Source organism: Serratia sp. YWN4, from assembly GCF_055790845.1.
In genome coordinates this window covers 49163-70167 of the sequence record NZ_CM147696.1, presented here as the reverse complement: position 1 = coordinate 70167, position 21005 = coordinate 49163, and the positions used below count along the sequence as shown (strand labels likewise).

The 21005-nt window shown below is 52.7% G+C and carries 18 protein-coding genes; 13 read left to right on the top strand and 5 right to left on the bottom strand.

Going from position 1 to position 21005, the window contains the following annotated elements; all coding sequences use genetic code 11:
* Positions 1–62: 62 nt before the first annotated feature.
* The gene (locus ACX9GT_RS00305; protein ID WP_473189314.1) at positions 63–1310 is read left to right on the top strand and encodes a tyrosine-type recombinase/integrase; all 1248 of its coding nucleotides are present in this window, start codon (positions 63–65) and stop codon (positions 1308–1310) included.
* A gap of 163 nt (positions 1311–1473) precedes the next feature.
* Positions 1474–2298 carry a DNA damage-inducible protein D gene (gene dinD, locus ACX9GT_RS00300; protein ID WP_473189313.1) on the top strand — a complete coding sequence of 275 codons (825 nt, stop codon included), beginning with the start codon at positions 1474–1476 and terminating at the stop codon, positions 2296–2298.
* Between the two features lie 340 nt (positions 2299–2638).
* On the opposite strand, the gene ACX9GT_RS00295 is transcribed toward dinD, so the two are convergent.
* Together ACX9GT_RS00295 and ACX9GT_RS00290 are read right to left on the bottom strand one after the other, a co-directional pair.
* Positions 2639–2809, bottom strand: a complete 171-nt coding sequence (locus ACX9GT_RS00295) for a hypothetical protein (protein WP_473189312.1) — start codon at positions 2807–2809, stop codon at positions 2639–2641.
* Positions 2810–3172: 363 nt separating this feature from the next.
* Positions 3173–4036, bottom strand: coding sequence for an SIS domain-containing protein (locus tag ACX9GT_RS00290; protein ID WP_473189311.1), 864 nt, complete (start codon positions 4034–4036; stop codon positions 3173–3175).
* Positions 4037–4244: 208 nt separating this feature from the next.
* On the opposite strand from ACX9GT_RS00290, the gene murQ reads away from it, so the two are divergent.
* The 3 genes from murQ to ACX9GT_RS00275 all read left to right on the top strand — a co-directional run bounded on the left by murQ (position 4245) and on the right by ACX9GT_RS00275 (position 7898).
* The gene (gene murQ, locus ACX9GT_RS00285) at positions 4245–5174 is read left to right on the top strand and encodes an N-acetylmuramic acid 6-phosphate etherase (RefSeq protein ID WP_473189310.1); all 930 of its coding nucleotides are present in this window, start codon (positions 4245–4247) and stop codon (positions 5172–5174) included.
* Positions 5158–6603: a PTS N-acetylmuramic acid transporter subunit IIBC gene (murP, locus tag ACX9GT_RS00280; RefSeq protein ID WP_473189309.1), complete on the top strand. Its 1446-nt coding sequence runs from the start codon at positions 5158–5160 to the stop codon at positions 6601–6603. Before murQ ends, murP begins: the two co-directional genes overlap by 17 nt.
* Before the next feature lie 110 nt (positions 6604–6713).
* Positions 6714–7898 (top strand): NupC/NupG family nucleoside CNT transporter, encoded by a 1185-nt coding sequence (locus ACX9GT_RS00275; RefSeq protein WP_473189308.1) that lies wholly within the window; start codon positions 6714–6716, stop codon positions 7896–7898.
* Positions 7899–7942: 44 nt separating this feature from the next.
* Here ACX9GT_RS00275 and ACX9GT_RS00270 read toward each other — a convergent pair whose 3' ends face one another.
* Both ACX9GT_RS00270 and ligB read right to left on the bottom strand, forming a co-directional pair.
* Positions 7943–8380 carry a DUF3574 domain-containing protein gene (locus ACX9GT_RS00270; RefSeq protein WP_473189307.1) on the bottom strand — a complete coding sequence of 146 codons (438 nt, stop codon included), beginning with the start codon at positions 8378–8380 and terminating at the stop codon, positions 7943–7945.
* Positions 8381–8446: 66 nt separating this feature from the next.
* Entirely contained in the window at positions 8447–10144 is a 1698-nt protein-coding gene (gene ligB, locus ACX9GT_RS00265) for an NAD-dependent DNA ligase LigB (RefSeq protein ID WP_473191473.1), read from the bottom strand.
* A gap of 284 nt (positions 10145–10428) precedes the next feature.
* Here ligB and gmk point away from each other — a divergent pair, with 284 nt between their 5' ends.
* From gmk to recG, 5 genes are read left to right on the top strand one after another with little or no spacing between them, the layout of a single operon-like run.
* Entirely contained in the window at positions 10429–11052 is a 624-nt protein-coding gene (gene gmk / locus ACX9GT_RS00260) for a guanylate kinase (protein WP_473189306.1), read from the top strand.
* Between the two features lie 54 nt (positions 11053–11106).
* Positions 11107–11382, top strand: a complete 276-nt coding sequence (gene rpoZ / locus ACX9GT_RS00255; RefSeq protein ID WP_024482945.1) for a DNA-directed RNA polymerase subunit omega — start codon at positions 11107–11109, stop codon at positions 11380–11382.
* 18 nt (positions 11383–11400) lie between these two features.
* Complete coding sequence (spoT, locus tag ACX9GT_RS00250) at positions 11401–13515, top strand: bifunctional GTP diphosphokinase/guanosine-3',5'-bis pyrophosphate 3'-pyrophosphohydrolase (RefSeq protein ID WP_473189305.1); 2115 nt, start codon at positions 11401–11403, stop codon at positions 13513–13515.
* A gap of 5 nt (positions 13516–13520) precedes the next feature.
* Positions 13521–14219, top strand: a complete 699-nt coding sequence (gene trmH, locus ACX9GT_RS00245; RefSeq protein WP_473189304.1) for a tRNA (guanosine(18)-2'-O)-methyltransferase TrmH — start codon at positions 13521–13523, stop codon at positions 14217–14219.
* On the top strand, positions 14216–16297 hold the full coding sequence (recG, locus tag ACX9GT_RS00240) for an ATP-dependent DNA helicase RecG (RefSeq protein WP_473191472.1): 2082 nt from the start codon (positions 14216–14218) through the stop codon (positions 16295–16297). Before trmH ends, recG begins: the two co-directional genes overlap by 4 nt.
* A 37-nt stretch (positions 16298–16334) precedes the next feature.
* Here the strand turns inward: recG and gltS are convergent, their stop codons facing one another.
* Complete coding sequence (gene gltS, locus ACX9GT_RS00235; protein WP_473189303.1) at positions 16335–17537, bottom strand: sodium/glutamate symporter; 1203 nt, start codon at positions 17535–17537, stop codon at positions 16335–16337.
* Between the two features lie 71 nt (positions 17538–17608).
* Here gltS and ACX9GT_RS00230 point away from each other — a divergent pair, with 71 nt between their 5' ends.
* The 3 genes from ACX9GT_RS00230 to ACX9GT_RS00220 all read left to right on the top strand — a co-directional run bounded on the left by ACX9GT_RS00230 (position 17609) and on the right by ACX9GT_RS00220 (position 20978).
* Complete coding sequence (locus ACX9GT_RS00230) at positions 17609–17794, top strand: hypothetical protein (RefSeq protein WP_473189302.1); 186 nt, start codon at positions 17609–17611, stop codon at positions 17792–17794.
* Positions 17775–19169 (top strand): nucleobase:cation symporter-2 family protein, encoded by a 1395-nt coding sequence (locus tag ACX9GT_RS00225; protein WP_473189301.1) that lies wholly within the window; start codon positions 17775–17777, stop codon positions 19167–19169. The genes ACX9GT_RS00230 and ACX9GT_RS00225 overlap by 20 nt, the downstream gene beginning before the upstream one ends.
* A gap of 144 nt (positions 19170–19313) precedes the next feature.
* The gene (locus tag ACX9GT_RS00220; RefSeq protein ID WP_473189300.1) at positions 19314–20978 is read left to right on the top strand and encodes an AsmA family protein; all 1665 of its coding nucleotides are present in this window, start codon (positions 19314–19316) and stop codon (positions 20976–20978) included.
* Positions 20979–21005 lie beyond the last annotated feature (27 nt).

The window sequence follows — 21005 nt, the reverse complement described above, 5'->3', positions numbered from 1 at the left end:
CCCATTTGCATTTTGATAAAGCTGTTTGGGTACACCCAATATTCAATGTTCAGGGCTTCACTATGCCAAAGCTAACCGACATGCAGATCCGGGCATGGATAAAGGCCGGAGAACGATTTGAGGGCCGCTCAGACGGTGGTGGGCTTTATCTGCGTTTCAGGGAGGCAGATAGAAGCCCATCATGGCGGTTCAGATACAAGCTGGCAGGAAAAACACGAGTAATGCTGATTGGCTCCTATGTTGAGCTGTCGTTAGCAAAAGCACGTGAAACAACCAAAGAACTTTCTGCGCGTGTTGCCCTGGGCTATGACGTGGCCGGAGAGAAGCAGGAACGCAAATCCGAAGCGCTGAATAAGATGGAGCTGGAGAAGCACGCTCTAAAAGTGTCAGCACTTGCCGCCGAATACTTTGAGCGCCAGATCCTGCCACGCTGGAAGCACCCGGACATACTGCGCCGCCGTATCGACAAAGATATAAACCCGTCGATCGGTCACATGAAGGTTGAGGACGTAAAACCCCGCCATATCGACGACATGCTGAAAAGCATTGTTGACCGCGGAGCGCCAACCATAGCAACGGACGTTCTACGCTGGACTCGCCGCATATTCGATTACGGCATTAAGCGGCACGCGCTGGAGATCAACCCCTGCTCAGCCTTTGAGGTTTCCGACGCTGGCGGCAAAGAGATAGCGCGGGACAGGTGGCTAACGCGTGAAGAACTCATCCGGCTGTTCCAGGCCATGCGCACCGCTAAGGGATTCAGCAGGCAAAACGAACTCACGTTTAAGCTATTGCTGGCGCTGTGTGTGCGCAAGATGGAGCTGTGTGCGGCGCGGTGGGAGGAATTTGACCTGGACGCCGCCATCTGGCATTTGCCAGAAGAGCGCAGCAAGAACGGCGACGCTATCGACATCCCATTACCTCCACCAGCAGTTGAGTGGTTGAGAGAGCTTTACACATTCTCATGTAATAGCGCCTGGGTACTGCCAGCCAGGAAGATGCAAAACAGAATGATCCCCCACATCCAAGAAAGCACCCTGCCCGTAGCGCTGGCAAAGGTACGGGCAGAAATGCCGGACGTGCCTAATTACACCATTCACGACTTCCGGCGCACGGCACGCACTCACCTTGCAGCTTTAGGGGTTGATCCGGTTGTTGCAGAACGCTGCCTGAATCACCGTATCAAGGGCGTTGAGGGAATTTATAACCGGCACCAATACTTTGATGAGCGTAAAGCGGCACTGGCACAGTGGGCAGCGTTGCTGTTGGCCTTGGAGCGTGGTGAGGAATACAACGTTAACGGCGCGTGAGGTGGTAGCCTGTAAGCAGGTTTTACCCTGAACAGCCGAAACATAAACCATTCGATACTATTGAGCATTTAATCAGCACTCTTTATGCTATTGCATGCGCTTTAATGCCCTTCCTTGCATTGAATAGATGTACCACCCCATTACACGGCCGAAAGGATGCGTTATGAACGAACATCACCAACCATTTGAGCAATTCAGACAGCAAGATGGCAATGGCATTGAATTTTGGTCTGCCCGTGATCTATCTAAGATTCTGGATTACTCGGAATACCGACACTTTGCTCCAGTGTTAGAACGCGCAAAAGAGGCTTGTTTAAACAGTGGTCATTCTGTCGAAGACCATTTCGAGGATGTCCTCGCAATGGTCAAAATTGGCTCAGGTGCGTTAAGGGAGCTTAAAGACGTCAAGCTCTCCAGATATGCTTGCTATCTTGTCGTGCAGAATGGTGATCCAAACAAGATTGTGATTGCGGCCGGGCAAACCTACTTTGCGATGCAAACCCGCAGGCAAGAACTTGCTGATGACGAAACATTCAAGCGCCTTCGCGAAGATGAAAAACGGCTGTTCCTGCGCAATGAATTAAAAGAGCACAACAAACAACTGGTTGAGGTCGCACAACAAGCAGGGGTAGAGACAACGTTGGATTTTGCCATATTTCAGAACCATGGCTATCAAGGCCTATACGGTGGGTTGGATCAAAAGGCTATCCACCAGCGCAAGGGGCTAAAAAAGAGTCAAAAAATACTCGACCATATGGGCTCTACTGAGCTTGCTGCCAACCTATTCCGAGCAACACAGGCCGAGGAAAAATTGCGCCGAGATCAGGTGAAATCAAAACAACAGGCAAATCAGACTCATTTTGATGTTGGCAGAAAGGTGCGACAAACCATCCAGGAGCTAGGTGGTACCATGCCGGAAAATCTTCCCTCACCAGAAAAAAGCATCAAGCAACTCGAATCAGCGGCCAAACGACTGGATAAGAAATAAACCAATCAGGCGAGCACTCCGTTTTACCTTGTACACAAGGGTGTACCAACCACAGTTCTAGTTAAATGTATTGGGTGCACTCCCTATTTTAGTGCTTAAATCCATATATGAAAAATCAAAAAATAGTATTGCAACTAAATCCATGTCGAATTAGATACTTGCAAGCAACTCTATTCTTTAATTTTCACTCAAAAAAACACTCTCAATAATACTTTCCTCATCTTAACAGTGAGAATAATAAAGAATCTCTCTGTTAAAATTTATCACAGGAAATATTACAGGTTTGATGTCCAATCAAGTGATTTTATACGATAAATTGGACTTCCCAATCCACATGCTTTTATGACGTAACCTGTGCGCGCAAATACGCCAATGCACTCTGGCTATAGCTCTCATCTTGGGCCAGTTTAGGGATGAGGCCCTGAGCTTCCAGAACCGTACCAATACGGTGCAATTCTTGATGCTGTGGGAGCACATCGGCAAAAGCATTGAGTAGGATAATCGATGGCATGATCTTGTCTGCGCAAGTGCCAACCGCACCAGGTTCATCCCCTCTGGCTGGGCAAGGAAGATTATCTGCATTACGACACTGACATGCCTGTAACAAAGTAATTGCCTGTTGAATCTCATGACTCCATGGCATAACCACATTCCCCTAGATTTATCTCTATGCCAACCTATAAATAACGATCATTAGCACGTGTTAATTATTTATAGCAGAAGAGCAACTGGTAAACCAAGCTGGCTCCGTGTGACAAGATAAATTTTTCCAAGAATTGCACATTGATGTAGGTCACATTGCATAAAGATAGCTAAGGCTTTTCTATTCTTAGGCAATCTTAAGCGATTTAAGGCTACGCAGCCCACCAAACCTCTATTTATTACTCAATTGCTCAACCAGCGCCTGGCTCTGCTGAATAAAATGACGGCTCTCTTCACTGTTCTGCTGCATAAGGCTGACAAACAGCAAATCAATGATGGTGTTTTGCGCCGTCCTGGCAGCAATCGAGGAGCTGCGCCAGCGTGTCTCATCGGCAATGGTATCCAGCGTGTAGTCCGCTAGCTCTCTCAGAGGATTGTGCTGCAAAGAAGTGATGGCAATCAGCGTGGCCCCCCTTTCCTTGGCGACATCTGCCGCAATCAGTATCTCCCGGCGCTTGCCGGAAAATGAAATAATGATCTGCACATCGGCTGGGCTCAGAGACTGGGCCACCGTGATTTGAACATGGCTGTCCAACTCATTCATGACCGAATAACCAATCTTCATCAGCTTATAGGCGAGATCTTTGGCAATTAACGATGAGCCACCCACGCCGATAATCTGAACACGCTTGGCCGCCTGAATATGTGACACCACCTGCTGCAACTGAGCAAAATCGAGGCTGTCGGTGGTATCGCGCAATGCCTGCTGTTTCTCCAGAAATAGCTTCTCGGCAATATCCGGCAGGCTGTCATTGCTGTTGATACCATTATGAATGTGCGAAATCTGTAACTTCTGCTCTGATGCCTGCTGCCCCCACTCTTCAATTAGCGCTATTTTTAGGTGAGTAAAACCTTTCATTCCCAGCTTCTGAGCAAATTTAATAATGCTGGATTGACTAACCCCCAAAATCATCGCCAAACTCTGTGAGGAGAGTTGTTTTAGCTTATCAGGGTTTTCCAATACATAATCAGCGATCTTACGCTCGCCGGGGGTAAATAACTCTTTGTTATGAATTATCTTCTGCGTGTATCTCATCGCGGTGGTGACTCACATTGTCAACAAAAAAGCAGGCTTTACCGGGCTATCTTACGCTGCCAGTGCTTAAAAACAACCTAGGGTCTAAACAGAGGCCATGGCAAGTTGATAGCGGTCACATAACCATCATAAAAATAAAATATTTGTTGATTTAATTATTGTTGGAATTAATTATTCCAACATTATTCGGATATGTTCTGAGACAGCAATGAAAATTGATTTATCTACCCTGGTTACCGAGAGCCGGAATCAGGCCAGTGAAAATATTGATACCTTATCAACGCTGGAGATGCTTAAGGTTATCAATGCCGAAGATCAAAAGGTTACCTTGGCGGTAGAGTTGGTGTTACCACAGGTGGCGCTGGCGGTGGATGCCATTAGCGTGGCCTTTACCCACGGCGGCCGCTTGATTTACTGCGGTGCGGGGACTTCCGGGCGCTTGGGTATTCTGGATGCCAGCGAATGCCCACCAACCTATGGTACACCACGCGAGCAGGTGATCGGCCTGATTGCTGGGGGGCATCCCGCTATTTTACAGGCAGTAGAAAACGCCGAAGACAACGAAGCCCAAGGGGAACAGGATCTGCGTGACCTGAACTTTAATGCCAACGATGTGCTTGTCGGCATCGCGGCCAGCGGGCGCACACCTTACGTCATGGGTGCCATGCGTTACGCCCGTACTCAAGGGGCAACGGTGGTGGCTCTGAGCTGCAACCGGAACAGTGAGATGAGCCAGTTGGCCGATATTGCCATCGAACCGATAGTGGGGGGCGAAGTGGTTACCGGCTCATCACGTATGAAGGCGGCGACGGCACAAAAATTGGTGCTTAATATGCTGAGTACCGGTGCGATGATCCGCATCGGTAAAGTCTATGGCAACCTGATGGTGGACGTTGAGGCCACCAACGCCAAGCTGGTGCAACGGCAAGTGAACATCGTCATGCAGGCAACGGCGTGCAGCCACCAGCGAGCCTCTGAAGCCTTGGATGCCTGCGGGCGCCACTGTAAAACGGCGATCGTCATGATACTGGCCAACCTTTCGGCCACCGAAGCCAGTACGATTTTAAAACACAATAACGGTTTTATCCGCGCAGTCTTATCAGGAACAGGACGTCAATCCGATGGCGAAAATCAATGAAGCAATGATCGAACAAATTTTGGGTCATGTTGGCAGTAGCAATAATATTGCTATTTGCGGTAACTGCATGACACGGCTGCGCCTGACCCTGAGGGACAGGGAGCAGGTAGACCGCGATGCGCTGAAAAAAATCGCTGGCGTGATGGGTGTGATTGAAGGGGACGATCAGTTGCAAATCGTCCTGGGCCCCGGCAAGGCACAAACCGCCGCTGAAATGATGAATACCTTGCTGAGCCGTACTGAGCAGAACACCGCTGACGCGCCCAAAGATCTTAATGCAATCGCTTCGGAGAATAAAAAGCAGCTCAAATCGAAGCAAGGCAGCGCTATCCATCAATTTTTCAGCAAGTTTGCTACCATCTTTACCCCGCTGATCCCCGGTTTTATTGCCGCAGGGCTGCTGCTGGGGATTGCGACTCTGCTCGAACAAAGTATGGTTCTCGGCGTTGAGTCTCCCAACCCCTGGCTGATCAGCGCCATTGGCTATATGAAAGTATTCAGTAAAGGCCTGTTTGCCTTCTTGAGTATTCTGATCGGCCATAATGCACAAAAAGCCTTTGGCGGTACGGGAGTGAATGGAGCCATCATCGCTTCGCTGTTTGTACTGGGTTACGTACCTGATGCCAAAGTGGGTTACTACTCCGGTATCGACAACTTCTTTGGTCTGCCTATTGATCCTAGAGGCAGCATTATTGGCGTGCTGATCGCCACTATTATGGGAGCCTGGGTTGAACGGACAGTACGGAAATTTATCCCCGATAATTTGGATATGATACTGACCTCAGTCATCACTCTGCTGATTATGGGCGCGGTGACTTTCGTGGTCATCATGCCAGTTGGAGGGGAACTGTTTAAAGGAATGTCGTGGCTGTTCTTACACCTGAATGGCAACCCGTTTGGCAGCGCCGTTCTGGCAGGCCTGTTCCTGCTGGCGGTTATGTTCGGTATTCATCAGGGGTTTGTTCCAGTCTATTTCGCTTTGATGGATGCGCAGGGTTTCAACTCGCTCTTTCCGATCCTGGCCATGGCTGGCGGCGGGCAAGTGGGTGCTTCAATGGCGCTTTTCGCCAGAGCAAAAGCAGGCTCGGTGCTGCGTACCCAGATCAAGGGTGCCATCATTCCAGGTATTCTTGGCATTGGTGAACCACTGATTTATGGCGTGACGTTGCCTAGAGTGAAACCTTTTATCACCGCCTGTCTCGGTGGGGCCGTTGGTGGGTTCTTCATCGGGATGATTGCGTACTTGGGATTACCGGTTGGTCTCAACACCGTCTTTGGCCCATCAGGCATCGTATCTATTCCGCTGATGACGTCTGCACAGGGCATTTATGCCGGGATCATGGTCTACGTTGCCGGGCTACTGGTGTCTTATACAGCAGGTTTTATTTTCACCTGGTTCTTCGGCAGCAAGAATGTTGATTTGAGTTAACGGCCTGATAACCGGGGGAACGGACTCCCCCGGTTACCCTCATGCTGACGAGCGGCTGCAAATTAGGTATAAGTAACTTTTTTCTAGCCTGCATGCTGTTCGGACTGTCTATGTCGCAAATTCTGCACTTTACTTTGGCGTTGGTGGTTATCATCGCCCTCGCGTTATTGGTCAGCAATGATCGTAAGAAAATCCGCCCACGCTATATTATCCAGCTTCTGGTGATTGAAGCGATTCTGGCCTATTTCTTCCTGCATTCGGAAAGCGGCCTGGGTGTGATTAAGCACGTGGCTAGTTTCTTTGAAACCCTGTTGACCTTTGCTGCACAGGGCTCTGACTTCGTTTTCGGTGGTATGAGCAAAGAGGGGCTATCGTTTATTTTCCTCGGCGTTTTGTGCCCGATTATCTTTATCTCTGCGTTGATCGGTATTTTGCAGCATTTCCGTATCTTGCCGCTGATTATCCGCGCGGTGGGTACGCTGCTCTCCAAAGTGAATGGCATGGGCAAATTGGAGTCTTTCAACGCCGTCAGCACCTTGGTGCTTGGCCAGTCTGAAAACTTTATTGCTTACAAAGGCATCATTGCGGATATCTCTCCGCGCCGGATGTACACCATGGCTGCCACTGCCATGTCGACGGTATCAATGTCGATCGTCAGCGCTTATATGGTGATGATTGACGCCCGATACGTGGTAGCCGCGTTAATCCTCAACATGTTCAGCACCTTTATCATTCTTTCTATTATCAATCCCTATCAGATCGAAGATGAGCCGGAACTGAAGCTGAACAAACTGCATGAAGACCAGAGCTTCTTTGAAATGCTGGGGGAATACATTCTGGCAGGTTTCAAAATTGCCATGATTATTGCCGCCATGCTGATCGGGTTTATTGCGCTCATCGCAGCGGTGAACGCCATCTTTGCGGCGATTTTCGGCATCAGTTTCCAGCAGATCCTGGGTTACGTGTTCTATCCGCTGGCCTGGTTGATCGGGATCCCGGCAGGTGATGCACTACAGGCTGGCAGCATTATGGCTACCAAGCTGGTCGCCAATGAGTTTGTCGCAATGATTGAATTGAAAAAAATCGCCGCAGAAATGTCCCCGCGTGGATTGGGTATTCTTTCGGTCTTTCTGGTGTCCTTCGCCAACTTTGCCTCCATAGGCATCGTGGCCGGTGCCATCAAGGGCCTGAACGAGCAACAGGGCAACGTCGTTTCCCGTTTCGGCCTGAAACTGGTTTATGGCTCAACGCTGGTCAGCCTGCTTTCAGCGGCGGTCGCCGGGTTGGTGCTCTAAACCGATATTCCGGCTTGTTGCACAAGCAGCAAGCCGGAAACTTATCAAAACGCCACGCACACCGGCGTATCAACCCGCATCACAGAGTCCTGCACAAACTGCTGTTTATAATGGTTACGCAGCGCTTCAATCTTCTGCTCGCTTTGCGCATCTGGTGTATGAATCAACATCAGCGCTTTGCTGTTTTCGCGCGCCAACTTGCCATCGTTACCCAACCATTGCCCTTTGCCATCAAATACCGATAGCCCTTCCTTAAAGCGTGGAGTTACTTGTTGATCGACAAAAGACTGCCACTCCGCTGCGGTAATCGCTGGTCCTACCGGGCGGTTCAAGCCAAAATAGAGCGTGGTCTGCGTCAGCGGATCGCCAACGCTGCAGAATGGTACCGATTTTTGCGGCGTAACCTTCTGGGCTGGTGCGACACAGCCGTTCAACAACATGGCTATTGCAACAACCGCTGCCAGCATTACGTTATGTCTCATTTTATTTTCACTTTCCTTAAAAGGGTTACTCTGGAACAGAACTGAATATCATAGAAAACAGCCCAACTAGAATCCGTTGATTTCTTGCTCTGCCAAGGTTTTTGCCAACCCGAGCATAACCGGTGATTGCAAAAAGGCATCGAGCTGCCCGGCTCTTTTAGCGCCAATGCCAGCCACTTTCTGCCATTCTCCTGGCGTTATCTGCTGCATTTGTTGCCAATTTCGTGCTTGTGCCCCGGTAATCTGAATCGATGAAAGCGGTGCCCCTAGCGCGATCAACCAGCGTTCGAAGGGTTGCTGCCGCGCCTGGTGAAACCGCTGATAAAGCGCCTGCGCACGCTTGTTGCCTATGCCCGGTATGCCGTTTAACTGCTCTGGGGTTAATACTAACCAATCGAGCAAATCATCAACCAGCCCCTGATCGATGAGCGATTGCCATCCGGCCTCATTCAAGCCACTCATGTTCAATCCATGAGTGCTACTCAACCATACCAAGCGGGCCAGAAACTGCTGACGACAACCGGGTTGTAGCGTAAAACAGCTCAACGGATGGTAGCTCTCCGGATTGGGGGCTACGGGAATATGTCGTTCAACCGCACGCCACACGACACGATTAAGATGTGGAATGCCGTGCCCCATCAAGCTGATGGCAATATGGTCACCCGGCGCAATCTCCCATTTCTGCCATAGTGACAACGAGCCAACATTAACGCGCCGGATCCATTTATCGTCCATCCGTACCGGATCCAGAAGCAATATCACGGTGATTTTTCCGGTACGACCAATGCCAAATTCTACATCCGCCACCTTGGCGACCTGCTGGGCCGGTGGGTATTTCCAGGCAACCGCCCAATCACCAGGTTTAGCTTGCCAGTAACGCCCCTCAGGGGCTGACCCTTGGTGGATAACAATACCATCAGTCACAAATGGCAAAGGGTCACGATGCCAAGATGTGCGCCACTGCTCCACCTCATCCAGCGTCTTGACCGGTTTTGAGTATTGCTGGGTGAGCGTAAAACCCATCGCAGTAAGCTGCTGCAAACGTTCGGCCATATTCGGCGGGCCATCGGGCCACGCCCAAACAAACAGGCCAAGCTGTTTCAGTTCCGGAGAAAGTTGCTTGCGCATCAGCATACCGGCAACTTTTGCCCGCGCATTAATCCCCCCAAGCGTTTGTTGGCGGTGATCGTTCACCATCAGGAACAACTCCCCCTGTAACACTAATTGTGCGGGAGCCTTCGGCAATTTTTGGGGAACTACGGGAATGGCTTTAGCCTTTTCCAACCAGTCTTCGCCTTTCTCTCCGTTGCCCCTGCTGATAGCGCTGACCAGTTTTCCCTGCTGATAGACCAACGTAACGGCCACGCCATCAATCTTGGGTTGAACCCACAAGTCACTGCGCCCCTGCATCCATTGCCCTACGGCCACGCGATCTGGCAGCTTGCGCAAACCGGTCTGGGCAACAGGATGCCGCGTTTTACCTTCCGGTAAAGCTTGTCTGACGCCTTCCAATGGCTTCTTACCGGCGCAATTTTGCCAATGTTGCAGTTGCTGCAACAAACTGTCGTAAATCTCGTCATCAACCAAACTGTGGCCTTGGCGGTAATAAGCCTCATCCCAGCGCTCCAACTGGCTATTTAATGCCGTTATCTCCAACTGTAGCCTCTCTGGCCGCCAGTTTGGGCAAGTTTGAGCCCATGCCGTGCTACACAGCAGCCCCACGGCTATCAGCATAATCCTGATGTGATTACTGTACCCCGACATCATGCACCTCCTTGGTTCAGGGCAGTAAAAACAGAAATTGAATGATTGGCGATGGCTAATACTCAGAAATGCTAAGTGGTTCCAGAAAGGAATGAACGTTTGCTGCAAACGTCGAAAACTTCCAGATACGCTGCGCAAATTGGCTTTTTTCCTCTGTTTTTAACCGAAAGCAGCAGCCAAAATGCGACCCAACGCTGCATACCGGGCTTTAGCCGTGTATACTGTGCGGAGAAAATACACATCTGCTGTTACTGGCTTATCAACCGCTATCAACGAACATCATCATGGCTCAAGGCACGCTTTATATTGTCTCTGCACCTAGCGGCGCAGGGAAATCAAGTCTGATTCAGGCTTTGTTAAAAACGCAACCGCTGTACGACACGCAGGTTTCGGTTTCACACACCACGCGCGCAAGTCGCCCGGGTGAGAATCATGGCGAACATTATTTCTTCGTCTCTAAAGACGAATTTCGCCTTATGATTGAGCAGGATGACTTTCTTGAGCACGCCGAAGTGTTCGGCAACTATTACGGCACGTCGCGTGTTGCAATTGAGCAAGTGTTATCGACCGGTGTCGATGTCTTTCTGGATATCGACTGGCAAGGGGCGCAACAGATCCGTGCCAAAATGCCCCAGTCGCGCAGCATCTTTATCCTGCCGCCGTCAAAGGAAGAGCTGGGCCGCCGCCTAAGGGGCCGCGGGCAAGACGCTGATGAGGTGATCGTCAGGCGCATGGCGCAAGCCGTTGCAGAGATGACGCACTACGCGGAGTATGATTATTTAATCGTGAATGATGATTTCGATCTGGCACTGTCCGATCTGAAGACCATTATTCGCGCCGAACGCCTGCGTTTGGGCCGACAAATGCTGCGGCATGACGCTTTAATCAGCAAACTATTGGCAGACTGAAGACAGTTTCAGTATTATGCCCAGTCTTTTCGTCACCTGTGGAGTAGCACAAATATGGCACGCGTAACTGTTCAAGACGCTGTAGAGAAAATTGGTAACCGTTTTGACCTGGTGTTGGTCGCTGCTCGTCGGGCGCGTCAAATCCAGACCGGGGGTAAAGACGCTCTGGTACCCGAAGAAAATGATAAGTACACCGTTATCGCTCTGCGCGAAATCGAAGAAGGGCTGATCAACAGCCAGATCCTCGATGTTCGTGAGCGCCAGGAGCAGCAAGAGCAGGAAGCCGCAGAAATTCAAGCGGTTACCGCCATTGCTGAAGGTCGTCGTTAATTAGACTGTGAGTCTGCCTTGTACCTGTTTGAAAGCCTGAATCTGCTGATTCAACGTTACTTGCCTGAGGAGCAGATTAAACGCCTCAAACAGGCATACCTTGTTGCACGTGATGCTCACGAGGGACAGACACGCTCCAGCGGTGAGCCCTATATTACTCACCCGGTTGCCGTGGCCTGTATTCTGGCGGAAATGCGTCTCGACTATGAGACGCTGATGGCAGCCCTGCTGCACGACGTCATCGAAGACACCCCGGCCACCTATCAGGATATGGAACAACTGTTTGGCAAGAGCGTTGCCGAACTGGTTGAAGGCGTATCCAAGCTCGACAAGCTGAAATTCCAGGATAAGAAAGAAGCGCAGGCGGAAAACTTCCGCAAAATGATCATGGCGATGGTGCAAGACATCCGCGTCGTTCTGATCAAGCTGGCGGACCGTACCCACAATATGCGGACGCTCGGCTCGCTGCGCCCCGACAAACGGCGGCGCATCGCGCGCGAAACCCTGGAAATCTACAGCCCGCTAGCCCACCGCTTGGGTATTCATCATCTGAAAATCGAGCTGGAAGAGTTGGGTTTCGAGGCGCTCTATCCGAACCGTTACCGTGTCATTAAAGCCGTGGTGAAAGCCGCGCGCGGTAACCGTAAGGAGATGATCCAGAAGATTCTTTCTGAGATCGAAGGGCGTTTAACCGAAGCGGGTATTCCCTGCCGCGTCAGCGGGCGGGAAAAGCATCTTTATTCCATCTACTGCAAGATGCACCTGAAAGAACAGCGTTTCCATTCAATTATGGATATTTACGCGTTCCGGGTGATCGTGAAAGAAGTCGACACCTGTTACCGGGTTCTGGGCCAGGCGCATAGCCTGTATAAGCCACGTCCGGGGCGAGTGAAAGACTACATCGCCATCCCTAAGGCCAACGGCTACCAATCATTACACACATCGCTGATCGGCCCACACGGCGTACCGGTTGAAGTGCAGATCCGTACTGAAGACATGGATCAGATGGCAGAAATGGGGGTTGCCGCGCACTGGGCCTATAAAGAAAGGGTTCCGGGCGAAACAACCGGCACCACCGCACAAATCCGCGCTCAGCGCTGGATGCAGAGCCTGCTTGAGCTGCAACAAAGCGCTGGCAGCTCGTTTGAATTTATTGAAAGCGTAAAATCCGATCTGTTCCCAGATGAAATTTACGTTTTCACCCCGGAAGGGCGCATCGTTGAGCTGCCTGCGGGTGCCACGCCGGTCGACTTTGCTTATGCAGTGCACACCGATATCGGCCATGCCTGCGTGGGCGCGCGCGTCGATCGCCAGCCATATCCGTTGTCACAATCGCTGTCCAGTGGTCAGACGGTGGAAATTATCACCGCGCCGGGCGCACGGCCCAACGCTGCCTGGCTGAACTTTGTTGTCAGCTCAAAAGCTCGCGCTAAAATCCGCCAGATGCTGAAAAACCTCAAGCGTGACGACTCTGTCAGCCTGGGCCGTCGTTTGCTTAACCACGCGCTCGGTGGCAGCCGTAAGCTTTCTGAAGTACCGCAGGAAAACATCCAGCATGAACTGGAACGCATGAAGCTGGCTACGCTGGACGACCTACTGGCAGAAATCGGCCTCGGTAATACCATGAGCGTGGTCATCGCGAAGAATTTGCAGGGCGATCACTCCAACCTCGGGGCTTCTTCCGGCGTGCGCAATCTGGCCATTAAAGGGGCCGATGGCGTTCTGATTACCTTCGCCAAGTGCTGTCGGCCAATTCCGGGCGATCCGATTATCGCCCACGTCAGCCCAGGCAAAGGGTTGGTGGTCCACCATGAGTCCTGCCGTAACATCCGCGGCTACCAGAAAGAGCCTGAGAAATTCATGGCGGTAGAGTGGGATCTGGAAACTGAGCAGGAATTCATTGCCGAAATCAAAGTGGATATGCTCAACCATCAGGGAGCACTGGCGAACCTGACGGCGGCCATTAATGCGGCCGAATCGAATATTCAAAGCCTGAATACTGAAGAAAAAGACGGCCGGGTCTACAGCGCCTTTATTCGCTTAACCACCCGCGATCGCATCCATCTGGCAAACATTATGCGTAAGATCCGTATTATGCCAGATGTGATTAAAGTTAATCGTAACCGAAACTAGCGCTTATGAGCCCTGAACGTTATGCCCGGATTTGTGAAATGCTGGCCACCCGGCAGCCCGATCTGACGGTCTGCCTGGAGCAGGTACACAAACCGCATAACGTATCCGCAATTATCCGCACCGCCGATGCCGTCGGCGTGCATCAGGTGCATGCCGTGTGGCCAACCGCGCGGATGCGCACGCTGGTTTCTTCCGCCGCAGGCAGCAACAGTTGGGTAAACGTCCAAACCCACCCGACCATTGCCGATGCCGTGGCACAGATGAAAAGCCAGGGGATGCAGATCCTGGCCACCCACCTTTCCGCACGCGCCGTCGATTTTCGCGCAGTGGATTATACCCGCCCGACCTGTGTACTGCTGGGGCAGGAAAAAACCGGTATCACCGAAGAAGCGCTGGCGCTGGCCGATCAAGACATCATTATTCCGATGATCGGTATGGTGCAATCGCTCAATGTCTCTGTGGCTGCCGCATTAATCCTGTATGAAGCCCAGCGTCAGCGACAAAACGCTGGCATGTACCGCCGCGAATACAGCGCACTGAATAAAGAAGAGCAACAACGCCTGCTGTTTGAGGGGGGTTATCCGGTGCTGGCCAACGTGGCCAAGCGCAAAGGGCTGCCACGCCCGCATATTGATGAACAGGGCCAAGTGATTGCCAGCGCCGAATGGTGGGCAACCATGCAGGCAACCACGGTACGCCGATGAAAGGCCGCCTGCTGGATGCCGTCCCTCTTACAACACTTTCCGGGGTTGGAGCCAGCCAGGCAGCTAAATTAGCCAAAATCGGCCTGAATACCATTCAGGATTTGCTGTTGCACCTGCCACTGCGTTACGAAGATCGCACCCGCCTTTACCCCATCAACGATCTGCTGCCCGGCATTTTTGCCACGGTGGAAGGGGAAGTGCTGCGCAGCGATATCAGTTTTGGCCGCCGCCGCATGCTGACCTGCCAGATCAGCGATGGCACCGGCCTTCTGACCATGCGGTTCTTCAATTTCAACGCGGCGATGAAGAATAGCCTGGCTACCGGCCGCCGCGTAACGGCTTACGGTGAAATCAAACGCGGCACTCACGGTGCCGAAATCATTCACCCTGAATATCGTATGCAGGGTGAAAGCAGTGAAGTTGAGCTGCAAGAAGCCCTGACACCGGTCTATCCCACCACCGAAGGTGTCCGCCAAGCTACGCTACGCAAGCTGACCGACCAAGCATTGGAGCTGCTGGATACCTGCGCCATCACCGAATTATTGCCTGCGGAACTGAGCGGTGGATTAATCAGCATGCCACAGGCGCTGCATACCCTGCACCGCCCACCGCCGGACATCCAACTGGCCGATCTGGAGCAGGGTAAACACCCGGCACAAAAACGCCTGATTCTGGAAGAGCTGCTGGCGCATAACCTCAGCATGCTGGCAGTACGTGCAGGCGCGCAAAGCTATAAAGCACTCTCACTCACACCAGATGACCGGCTGAAAAACCGTTTCCTCGCTCAGTTGCCGTTTGCCCCTACCGGTGCGCAAAACCGCGTAGTGGCCGATATCGAAGCCGATATGCAGAAAGGCTTCCCAATGATGCGCCTGGTGCAAGGGGATGTTGGCTCTGGCAAAACTCTGGTCGCGGCGCTGGCTGCCTTGCGTGCTATCGCGCATGGTAAACAGGTGGCGCTGATGGCACCCACCGAGTTGCTGGCCGAACAGCATGCCAATAACTTCCGCCAATGGTTTGAACCGCTGGGGATTGAAGTGGGCTGGCTGGCTGGGAAGCAAAAAGGCAAAGCGCGCATCGCGCAACAGGACGCGATTGCCAGCGGACAAGTATCGATGGTGGTAGGAACACACGCCATCTTCCAGGAACAGGTGCAGTTCAACGGTCTGGCGCTGGTGATTATCGATGAGCAGCACCGCTTTGGCGTGCATCAGCGGCTGGCACTGTGGGAAAAAGGCGAAGAACAAGGGTTCCATGCTCATCAGTTGATCATGACTGCCACGCCGATCCCACGCACGCTGGCGATGACCGCCTATGCCGATCTCGACACCTCCGTTATCGACGAACTGCCGCCGGGCCGCACGCCGGTAACCACTGTGGCGATCCCTGATACGCGCCGTGCCGATATCATTCAGCGGGTAAAAAGCGCCTGCGTAGAAGAAAGTCGCCAGGCATATTGGGTTTGTACGCTAATTGAAGAATCCGACCTGCTGGAGGCTCAGGCAGCGGAAGCCACCTGGGAAGAGTTGAAAACCGCCCTGCCGGAGCTGAAGGTGGCTCTGGTGCATGGCCGCATGAAGGCGCAAGAGAAACAGGCGGTGATGCAGGCCTTTAAACAGGGTGAATTGCAGCTCCTGGTCGCAACCACGGTGATTGAGGTGGGGGTTGATGTACCCAATGCCAGCCTGATGATTATCGAAAACCCGGAGCGGCTCGGATTGGCACAGTTGCACCAGCTACGCGGCCGCGTTGGCCGTGGTGCCGTCGCCTCTCACTGCGTGCTGCTGTATAAAACCCCGCTCAGCAAAACGGCGCAAAAACGCCTGCAGGTGCTGCGCGACAGTAACGACGGCTTTGTGATTGCCCAGCGCGATCTGGAAATCCGTGGGCCGGGCGAACTGTTGGGTACGCGCCAAACCGGCAGCGCAGAGTTCAGAGTGGCCGATCTGTTGCGCGATCAGGCGATGATCCCAGAGGTTCAGCGCACGGCGCGCCACATCCACCAGCATTATCCGCAACATGCTCACGCCCTGATTGAACGCTGGCTGCCTGAAACCGCCCGTTACTCTAACGCCTGATTTTATCGCCCTCCCCCACGGAAAGGGCGACATCATTTTAGCCAAACATCGGCAACATCAGATACAGCTTAATCACGATGGCATTGGCGATATCGATAAAGAACGCCCCCACCATCGGCACCACGAGAAACGACAGGTGCGAAGGGCCAAAGCGATCGGTAATCGCCTGCATGTTGGCAATCGCCGTCGGCGTCGCCCCCATACCAAAACCACAGTGCCCGGCCGCCAGCACCGCGGCATCATAGTTTTTACCCATCACGCGGTAGGTCACAAAAATTGCATACAGCGCCATCACCATGGCTTGCACCACCAGAATCGCCAGCATCGGCAGTGCCAAGGAAGCCAGTTCCCACAAACGCAGGCTCATTAGCGCCATTGCCAGAAATAGAGACAAGCTGACGTTGCCCAACACCGAAACGGCACGCTCAAACACCGTATAGAAACCGGTGGCCGACAGCGTGTTACTGAGGATCACCCCCACAAACAGCACGCAGACAAACGTGGGCAGTTCGAAGGCGCTACCATTCAGTAACCCAAAAATAAATTTCCCGAGGCTCAGGCAAATCGCGATCATGGCAATGGTTTCAATCATCACCAGTGAGGTGATCAGGCGACCACTTTCCGGCTTTTCAAACCCGCTGGGTTGCACGCTGTCTTCCGGGCTGCCTTCCGGGGTTGAAGAGTGTTTCACCAGATAACGCGCCACCGGGCCACCGATCAGCCCACCCAGCACCAGGCCAAAGGTGGCACAGGCTATCGCGACTTCCGTCGCATTCTCAAAACCATAGCGTTCGATGAACACCTTGCTCCAGGCAGCACCAGTACCATGGCCACCAGAAAGCGTAATTGAGCCAGCAATCAGCCCCATCAGCGGATTCAGGCCCAATATTTTCGCCATGCCGATACCAATGGCGTTCTGTACCACCAGCAGGCCCAGCACAACAAATACGAACACAAACAGCGCCTTGCCCCCTGCGCGCAAACGCGCCAGGTTAGCATTCAGGCCAATGGTGGCGAAAAAAGCCAGCATCAAGGGATCTCTCAGCGACATATCAAAGCTGACTTCCCAGTCGACGGTTTTTTTCACCAGCAACAACAATAACGCCACCAGCAAACCGCCCGCCACCGGGGCCGGAATAGTATATTTTCTTAACCAAGGGATGGAACGTACACATTTGCCCCCAAGGAGCAAAACCAGCGTGGCAGCCACTAACGTGCCATAGGTATCGAGATGGAACATCTCAGGTACTCCGTGTCAGAATCGATATACAATAAATTATAAACCATAATTTTAGTCAGGCTTTTAACTCGATGAGCAATGGATTATTAGTGGAAAAGACTAATAATAAAAGAAAAAGCGAACGAAAATGTGACATTCACAAGGCGGCATTTGGTAAAAATATTAATGCGCAACCGTTTGCTTTTGTGAGGCGGATCATTAAAATGCTTTCTTTGCCGCTTCAGGGAACGCCACACCATGTCCATCCAATCCGCTGAGCTTGATACCGCGCAACAGGCATCAGCAACCGCTCCACGCACCAGTGAACTGATTTATCGCCTGGAAGATCGCCCGCCGTTGCCGCAAACCCTGTTTGCCGCCGGTCAGCATCTGCTGGCGATGTTTGTTGCCGTGATCACCCCGGCCCTGTTGATCTGCCAGGCACTTGGCCTGCCCGCGCAGGATACACAGCACATTATCAGTATGTCGCTGTTTGCTTCTGGTTTGGCCTCGATTCTGCAAATCAAAACCTGGGGCCCGGTGGGTTCTGGCTTGCTATCCATTCAGGGCACCAGCTTTAACTTTGTCTCGCCGCTGATTATGGGTGGGCTGGCGTTGAAAAACGGCGGTGCCGACGTGCCAACCATGATGGCTGCGCTGTTCGGCACACTGATGGTGGCTTCCTGTACTGAAATCCTGCTCTCAAGGGTGTTGCATCTGGCACGCCGCATTATTACCCCGCTGGTATCCGGTATTGTGGTGATGATCATCGGCCTGTCGCTGATTCAGGTGGGTCTGACCTCCATCGGCGGTGGCTACGCGGCCATGAACGACCATACTTTTGGCGCACCGAAAAACCTGTTGCTGGCTGGCGCAGTGCTGGTGGTGATCATTCTGCTTAACCGCCAGCGCAATCCTTACCTGCGCGTGGCTTCGCTGGTGATCGCCATGGCTGTGGGTTATCTGTTGGCCTGGGCGATGGACATGCTGCCAGAAACCCAACCGGCCACCAATACGGCCACGATTAATATTCCAACGCCGCTGTATTACGGTCTAGGCTTTGACTGGAACCTGCTGCTGCCACTGATGCTGATCTTTATGGTGACCTCGTTGGAGACCATTGGTGACATTACGGCAACTTCCGACGTTTCCGAACAACCGGTCAGCGGCCCGCTGTATATGAAACGCCTCAAAGGTGGCGTGCTGGCCAACGGCCTGAACTCGATGCTGTCGGCCGTATTCAATACTTTCCCGAACTCCTGCTTTGGCCAGAACAACGGGGTGATCCAATTAACGGGCGTGGCTAGCCGCTACGTCGGTTTCGTGGTTGCCTTGATGCTGATCGTGCTGGGGCTGTTCCCAGCGGTCGCCGGTATTGTGCTGCATATTCCAGAACCGGTGCTGGGTGGCGCGACTATTGTGATGTTCGGCACTATCGCCGCCTCGGGTGTGCGTATCGTTTCCCGCGAGACCCTGAACCGCCGTGCGATCATGATTATGGCGCTGTCGCTGGCCGTTGGCATGGGCGTTTCCCAGCAGCCGCTGATCCTGCAATTTGCACCGGATTGGTTGAAAACCCTGTTCTCTTCCGGCATCGCCGCCGGGGGGATCACCGCCATTGTGTTGAACCTGCTGTTCCCGCAGGAAAAATAACCAATCCGACCCTAAGTGGTAAAACGGCCGGTAGCAAAGCGCTATTGGCCGTTTTTTTATTGTCTTTCAGGCTATTGCACTTGAGCTGGCAGGATAATTACGGCATAAACAGGGTATCTTTTCTGACCGCTACGGATTTGGACGATGAAATTTATCGGAAAACTGTTGCTGACGTTGTTACTGCTGGCGGTGCTCGCCGTGGTGCTGCTATACGTCTTGGGGCAAACACGCTGGGCTGCGGGCTGGATGAGCCGCTGGATCAGTAACAACAGTGAATACCGCCTATCGGTGGAAAAAATCACCCATTCATGGAGTAAGCCAGGGCAAATCACGCTGGAAGAGGTCACTTTTGCTCAGGCTAACCAGCCACAGGTGCTGGCTGCCAAGCAGGTGGATTTTGCCTTCAGCCTACGGCAGATCACTGAGCCACGTTACTTCGGCAGCGTGACGCTGCGCGACGGGACGCTCAATGTACAATCACAGCAGGGCATCTCCTTGCCGATCCAGGCTGATACGCTGCAACTGAGCAATATGGCGTTGCAGTCCAACGAGGCAAACTGGCGGTTGAATGCGCAAAAGGTGAATGCCGGTGTCACCCCTTGGCAGCCGACAACGGCCCATGTACTGGGTGAAAATAACCAGTTCCAGTTCAGTGCCGGTTTGATGGTCTTGAACGGTGTTCCTGCCTCACAGGTGCTGGTGCAGGGTGAAATCAAGCAAGACCAACTGATCTTGAGCGATTTTGGGGCGGATCTGGCCCAAGGCGATCTGACCGGGGTGGCCAGCCGGGCCGCAGACGGCAGTTGGCTAGTAGAGCGCCTGCGCCTGAGTAATGTGCGCCTGCAAACCCCGCTGACGTGGGAACAGCTTTGGGAGCACGTCACCGCGCTGCCGCCGATTACGGTGAAGCGCTTTGATTTGATCGATGCACGCTTGGAAGGGAAAGAGTGGGCAATTAACGATCTCGATTTATCACTGCAAAACGTCACCTTCCAACAAGGTGACTGGAGCAGCCAGGATGGAACGCTCAGTTTTAACGCGGGCGATCTCATCCATGGCAGTTTCCACCTGGTCGATCCGATCATCAATATGCAGCTTTCTCCGGCCGGTATCACCATTCAACAGTTCACCACCCGTTGGGAAGGTGGGCTGTTACGCACCTCCGGTAATTGGCTGCGCGCTGACAAACGGTTGCAACTCGATGAAGTGGCCATGGCTGCGCTGGAGTATACGTTGCCCATCAATTGGCGGGCGCTCTGGCTGCAACCGCTGCCAAGCTGGCTGGCGCAGGTGTATATCGGCAAGCTGACGACCAATCGTAATCTGATTATCGACATCAATCCGGATTTCCCTTTCCAGATCACCGCGCTGGATGGTTACGGCAGCAATCTGCTGCTGGCAAACGATCATCAGTGGGGCATCTGGTCCGGTTCGTTGAAGCTCAACGGCAGCGATGCCACCTTCAACAAAGTTGACGTGCGCCGCCCTTCTCTGGCGCTGGATGCCGATACGCAGCAGATTAACGTTACCGAGCTGAGCGCCTTTATGCCTGATGGCCTGTTGGACGCCAAGGCCAACGTCAGCCAGTTACCCGGCAAGCCGTTCACGCTGTCTCTTGATGGGCGCTCGGTGCCATTAAATACCTTACAGCAATGGGGATGGCAGCAAATGCCGTTGGAAGGCGATGGTAACCTGCAATTGCAGTTGAAAGGGGTGCTGAACGGAGATGAACCGTTTAAATCCTCATTGCAGGGCCACTTACAGGCGACCAGCAAAGAAGGGCAAACGCTGGAACAGCAACTGCCATAACGAATAAGGGCCCGCGTTTGCCGCAAT